This window comes from Acinetobacter sp. RF14B (genome assembly GCF_006864105.1).
Classification (GTDB): domain Bacteria; phylum Pseudomonadota; class Gammaproteobacteria; order Pseudomonadales; family Moraxellaceae; genus Acinetobacter; species Acinetobacter lwoffii_C.
This window is the reverse complement of record NZ_SMTB01000120.1, coordinates 1-5,486: the sequence shown is the minus strand read 5'-3', so window position 1 is coordinate 5,486 and position 5,486 is coordinate 1. Positions and strand designations below refer to the sequence as shown.

The 5,486-nt window shown below is 45.7% G+C and carries 6 protein-coding genes and 2 pseudogenes; 7 read left to right on the top strand and 1 reads right to left on the bottom strand.

The window, feature by feature from the left end; all coding sequences use genetic code 11:
- The 6 genes and pseudogenes from E2K52_RS13115 to E2K52_RS13090 form a co-directional block, all read left to right on the top strand.
- A pseudogene (locus E2K52_RS13115) lies at positions 1–416 on the top strand (DEAD/DEAH box helicase); the annotation flags it as partial.
- Positions 417–815: 399 nt separating this feature from the next.
- Positions 816–1,634 (top strand): ABC transporter ATP-binding protein, encoded by an 819-nt coding sequence (locus E2K52_RS13110; protein WP_151205496.1) that lies wholly within the window; start codon positions 816–818, stop codon positions 1,632–1,634.
- Positions 1,631–2,410, top strand: coding sequence for a lipid asymmetry maintenance ABC transporter permease subunit MlaE (gene mlaE, locus E2K52_RS13105; RefSeq protein WP_151205495.1), 780 nt, complete (start codon positions 1,631–1,633; stop codon positions 2,408–2,410). The genes E2K52_RS13110 and mlaE overlap by 4 nt, the downstream gene beginning before the upstream one ends.
- Complete coding sequence (locus tag E2K52_RS13100; RefSeq protein WP_151205494.1) at positions 2,410–3,087, top strand: outer membrane lipid asymmetry maintenance protein MlaD; 678 nt, start codon at positions 2,410–2,412, stop codon at positions 3,085–3,087. Before mlaE ends, E2K52_RS13100 begins: the two co-directional genes overlap by 1 nt.
- An 18-nt stretch (positions 3,088–3,105) precedes the next feature.
- Positions 3,106–3,738, top strand: a complete 633-nt coding sequence (locus tag E2K52_RS13095; protein WP_151205493.1) for a phospholipid-binding protein MlaC — start codon at positions 3,106–3,108, stop codon at positions 3,736–3,738.
- A gap of 15 nt (positions 3,739–3,753) precedes the next feature.
- Positions 3,754–4,044 (top strand): lipid asymmetry maintenance protein MlaB, encoded by a 291-nt coding sequence (locus E2K52_RS13090; RefSeq protein WP_151205492.1) that lies wholly within the window; start codon positions 3,754–3,756, stop codon positions 4,042–4,044.
- A 145-nt stretch (positions 4,045–4,189) separates the two neighbouring features.
- Here E2K52_RS13090 and E2K52_RS13085 read toward each other — a convergent pair whose 3' ends face one another.
- Positions 4,190–5,203 (bottom strand): CorA family divalent cation transporter, encoded by a 1,014-nt coding sequence (locus E2K52_RS13085; RefSeq protein ID WP_151205491.1) that lies wholly within the window; start codon positions 5,201–5,203, stop codon positions 4,190–4,192.
- Between the two features lie 152 nt (positions 5,204–5,355).
- On the opposite strand from E2K52_RS13085, the pseudogene E2K52_RS13080 reads away from it, so the two are divergent.
- Positions 5,356–5,486, top strand: a pseudogene (locus tag E2K52_RS13080) (TIGR00730 family Rossman fold protein); the annotation flags it as partial.

Here is a 5,486-nt window from a genome sequence, read left to right as displayed (position 1 = left end):
TCAATGAAGACCGTCCACGCCGCGAATTTAATAATGACCGTCCACGTCGTGAATTCAATGGTGAAGACCGTCCGCGCCGCGAGTTCAACAATGACCGTCCACGTCGTGAATTTGGTGACCGTCCTCGTACTGACAATAACGATGATAACCGCGGTAACCGTGTAGATTACAAGCCACGTCGTGAAGGTGCTTTCAATGACCGTCCAAAACGTGAATTTGGTGACCGTCCAGCGCGTTCATTTGGCGATGATCGTCCAAAGCGTAATTTTGGTGACCGTCCAGCGCGTTCATTCGCTGATGATCGTCCAAAGCGTGATGCAGGTGATCGTCCAGTACGTCGCAACTTTGATGACAAGCCACGTGGTGAACGTTCATTTGGTGGCGAGAGCCAACCACGTCGTAAATTCAATGACTAATTGAATCTGACCTAAAAAACCAGCGAAAACGCTGGTTTTTTTATGCCTATCTTTTTACTTATTTCAATTAAAATGTATACTGAGTCAAATTTATTATAACTTGTGATAATTGAAGAATAGGAAGATTCGGATGTTACGTTTTACTGTGCTTGAGCTACTAATGCCTTATCTCGCATTGGCTTTGGTTTTGTGTAATATTATTTTTTATCTCTATTATTTTTTTAATTGACGAGACTCTGTTAGAATCCAGCCTGATAAAATTTTTCATTCTAAGAAATAGACCTGACAGTAGACCGTATTGCTTTTCATAACCTTGACCCTTCTTTTGCAAATGCTAATATTTTGAACTTTGTTTCTTTATCGTACGCATGCTGAAAAAATGCAGGAATCCACTCAACTATGGAAAATCAAACAGCGCAAACTATGCCTTCTCTGATTGAAGTAAAGAATTTAAGCTTCAAACGCGGGGAGCGTGTGATTTATGAAGATGTGAGCCTCAGCATTCGTCGCGGACAGATTACCGCTATTATGGGTCCATCCGGGACTGGTAAAACAACATTATTGCGCTTGATTGGCGGCCAGTTGACGCCAGATCAGGGGCAAGTCCTGCTCGATGGGCGGGATATCGCTCAGATGTCGCGATCCGAGCTTTTTTCGGCGCGTGCGCGTATGGGCATGCTCTTCCAGAGTGGAGCCTTGTTTACCGACATGAGTGTCTATGAAAACGTAGCCTTTCCAATCCGTGCTCATACTAAATTACCTGAACATCTGATTGCTGAAATTGTAGCGCTGAAACTGGAGTCTGTGGGTTTACGTGGCGCTGAGCAGATGATGCCTTCAGAGCTGTCGGGTGGGATGAATCGCCGGGTAGCACTGGCAAGAGCCATTGCACTGGATCCGGAGCTGATCATGTATGACGAGCCATTTGCCGGCCAAGATCCGATTGTGATGGGGGTTCTGACCCGTTTGATCCGCTCATTACGTGAAGCACTGGATTTAACGACCATTATTGTTTCGCATGATGTGGCAGAAACCTTATCGATTGCCGATTATATCTATGTAGTGGCAGAAGGAAAAATCCAGGGGGAGGGCACACCGGCAGAGTTGAAGGCACATCCTTCTGCCTTTGTTCAGCAGTTCCTGACCGGAGCCGTCGCAGGGCCTGTGGATTATCAGTTCAGCCATAAACCCTATTTAAATGATGAGGTGCGTTCATGAATGCTATCGCCCAGCTGGGGAGACGTGTGATTGAGCGTGTCCGCGGTATAGGGGTTGCGGCCCTGATGCTGTTGCAGATTCTGTTTTCTATACCCACCTGGATCGGTGTCAAACTGTTTATTTACCAGATGTATCGGGTAGGCGTATTATCGCTGCTGATTATTGTGGTGTCTGGTCTGTTTATTGGGGCGGTACTGGGCTTGCAGATGTATACCATTCTGGCGACTTTTGGCAGTGAGGCCATGCTGGGTACCGCAGTTGCTTTGACTTTGTTGCGTGAATTGGCACCTGTGGTTGCAGCCTTGCTGTTTGCCGGACGAGCCGGTTCTGCCCTGACTGCAGAAATTGGCCTGATGAAAGCCACTGAACAGTTATCCAGTATGGAAATGATTGGTGTTGATCCACTCAAAAGAGTGATTTCACCGCGTTTATGGGCGGGGATTTTTAGCCTGCCAATGCTGGCCGTGATTTTTGCTGCTGTCGGAATTATGGGGGGCAAAATGGTCGGAGTGGACTTTCTGGGGGCAGATGAAGGCGCCTACTGGAGTGGGATGGAAAATACGGTGCAATTCTATAAAGATATTTTGAATGGCACTATTATTAAAAGTTTTGTATTCGCATTAATCTGTACCTGGATTGCGGTATATCAGGGCTATGCCTGTGAGCCAACTTCGGAAGGTATTGCAACTTCTACAACGCGTACAGTGGTGTATTCTTCATTGTGCGTTTTAGGCTTTGATTTCGTGTTGACTGCGGTCATGTTCGGAGGTATTTAATGAAATCACGTACAAGTGAGCTGGCCGTTGGTGTTTTTGTCATTCTGTTTGGTATTGCACTGTTTTTCCTGGCCATGCGTGTCAGTGGACTGGTAGGAACCAATATCGCGAACAGCTATAAAATGACAGCGACCTTTGAAAATGTCAATGGAATTAAGCCGCGTGCCAAAGTGGCATTAAGTGGTGTCAAAGTCGGCCAGGTCGATGAGATTACGCTTGATCCGGTAACCCGTTTAGCCACTGTGCATATGACACTGGATGGCTCCCTGACGACCTTTAATGCCGAGCAGCTGAAACAGGTCCAGCAAGAAGCATTAGAAGAGTTACGTTATAGTTCCGATTATACGGCGGCAGGTCCTGCTCAACAAAAAACAATGGAAAAGCAACTGTTAGATAACATGAAATCCATCACTAATATTGATGAAGATGCTTATATTATGGTAGCAACCAATGGTTTATTGGGTGAAAAATATTTGAAAATCATCCCAGGTGGCGGTCTGAATTATCTTAAACGTGGTGATCAGATTGCCAATACCCAAGGCACCATGGAAATTGAAGACCTAGTGACGAAGTTTATTACCGGTGGTGCCGGCAAATCGTCAGATAACCCGGAAGATGCCTCGGAAGACGCTGCATTTTCAGGAACAACCGATGCAGAACCTGCATTTGTTGAATAGTAAATTGAGGAGATTCGAGTGAAGACTCTAGTAAAACAAACGCTTGCCGTGAGCATTCTTTCCACCATGATGACCGGTACTGTGTTTGCTGCACCGTCTGAAACGCCGCCTGCATTTATCAAAAAAGTGGCAGATGGCTTGATTGAACGCCTCAAAGCTGATCATGCCAAATTGCAGAATAATCCTGCGTTGGTAAAAACGATTATCCGTCAAAATCTTGATCCGTATATTGATTCACAGTCTTTCACCCGTATTGTGATGGGAACTTATGCAACCAACCAGTACAGTACTGCGGCGCAGCGTGCACAGTTTGAGAAAAACTTCCGTGAAACTTTAATCGTGAATTATGGTACGGCGTTCTCCAAGTTCAGTAATCAGACCTATAACATCCGTCCATACAAAGCCAGCAATAGCAAAAACCCGGTGGTGACGATTGATTTTAATAACAATGGCGAGAAAATTCCGGTGGCTTTCCAGCTGGTGGATAAAGGTTCGCAATGGAAAATCCGTAATATCAACGTTTCCGGTATTGATCTGGGGCTTCAGTTCCGTAACCAGTTTGCGGCTACTGTAAAACGTAATGGCGGCAATCTGGATAAGGCCATTGCCAACTTCAAGCCGGATGCAGAAGCGGCAATTGACAAGAAATAACAAGATAGGTGAGCTGTGATCCAATTCAATGATCAGGAATTGCAGGTGTCAGGTCAAATTAATTATGAAAATGCGCAGGACTATTATCAAAAAGGTCTGCGCGTGATTCAAGCACAAAGCCAGTTTCCGCTGGTGGTGAATCTGGCCGCACTGGAACATGGCAGTACCTTGGCTCTGGCGGTTCTAGTCCGTTGGTTACGTCAGACCCCACAGGCGCAAGGACTTCAGTTTAAGGCAGTGCCTGCCAAAATGATGAAGATCATTCAAGCCTGTCATTTGCAGGATGATTTGCAGATCATCAATTAAAAAAAAGCACCGATGGGTGCTTTTTTATTTTTATAGAATTGAATGTATGAGGTTCCCTCTCCTGATAGGAGAGGGCTAGGGAGAGGTAAATTATTCATAACCCTCTCTGACTCTCTCCCATAGGGAAAGAGGATTGCAACGTCCTTTAAATCCACTTCTTCCATCTAAAGTAAATTAATGGGCCAATCAGAAAACCAATCAGAATGATGCTGACCATCACAAAGCTCATCGTTCCTTGAGCAAAAGGCAGTACATCAGTGTTCATGCCGTAGATACTGGCAATCAGCATCGGAGGTGCCAGCATACTCGGTAAAATCGAGAAGCGACGAATGGTGTCATTCTGTTCAGTATTAATAAATCCGGAGGTGGTGTCCAGCAGGAAGCGGACTTTCTGGAACAGGAACGCATCATGTTCGACCAGCGAGCGCACATCTTCACTTAACTCGCGAATATCTGCATCGTAAATATGACTGCCCAATGCCCGGGGACGGGACAGAAAGGTCAGCACCCGACGTAAATCAATTAAACAGAGCTGCGCTTTTCCAAGCATATCTTCCAGCTGGGCCAGACGGGTAATCATGTCATCCAGATCCAGAATCTGTTCCCGATGCCGGTTATTTAGGACTTCGGTGGAGTATTTTTCCAGGTCTTTATGTACATCTTCCAGAATATCGGCCAGCTCATCCAGCTTGGCTTCCAGTAGGCCAAGCAGAATCCAGGTCGGGTCATTGTAGTCGATTTCATAATCATTACGGCGTGCACGCGCCCGGAAGGCCCGGAAAGCAACCAGTTTTTCACCCCTTAAGGTGAACAGCCGCTCCTTATGCAGGATGAAAGCCACAGTCTGAACTGTTGCCAGAATGCTGGCTTCATCTTCGTGTTCACTTTCGAGCTGATAATTTTTATTTTTCGTTAAAAAATAGGTACTGACATGCAAAATACCGTCATCATCACGGTAAAATCGGGCACTTGAAGAAATATCTTCCAGCGATTTTAAAGTCGGCAGGTTTTGCCCATAGGCGTCCAGGATCCATTGTTGCTCTTCCTGTGAAGGTGCAATTAAATCGACCCAGACTAATTCCGGATGCAGGTCGAAATCACCATTGATGGTGGCATCTTCTAAGCTACCGCGCCCTGTGGCATAAAAAGCTTCAAGCATGCTCTCTTTTCTCCCCTGCGCAGTATGTAAATCTGAATGGAGGTATTTTAGACAAGGAATTAAATAAAAACACTGATTGTAGGGTTATTTTTGAAAAAAAACTGTCAGAGCACACTCTGGTACACTATTCGCTTAATGGAATGATGAAAATGATGAATTCTATCGCAATTTTTTGTGGTTCAGCCTTGGGCTCAGAACCGCGTTATGCACAAATTGCTGAACAGGTCGGACAGACATTGGCCACACGACAGCAAATGCTCGTCTATGGCGGTGGCCGGTCGGG

Coding starts and splice junctions, on each gene's coding strand:
- mlaE (WP_151205495.1), top strand. CDS start 1,631: ATGAATGCTATCGCCCAGCTGGGGAGACGTGTGATTGAGCGTGTCCGC.
- E2K52_RS13110 (WP_151205496.1), top strand. CDS start 816: ATGGAAAATCAAACAGCGCAAACTATGCCTTCTCTGATTGAAGTAAAG.
- E2K52_RS13100 (WP_151205494.1), top strand. CDS start 2,410: ATGAAATCACGTACAAGTGAGCTGGCCGTTGGTGTTTTTGTCATTCTG.
- E2K52_RS13085 (WP_151205491.1), bottom strand. CDS start 5,203: ATGCTTGAAGCTTTTTATGCCACAGGGCGCGGTAGCTTAGAAGATGCC.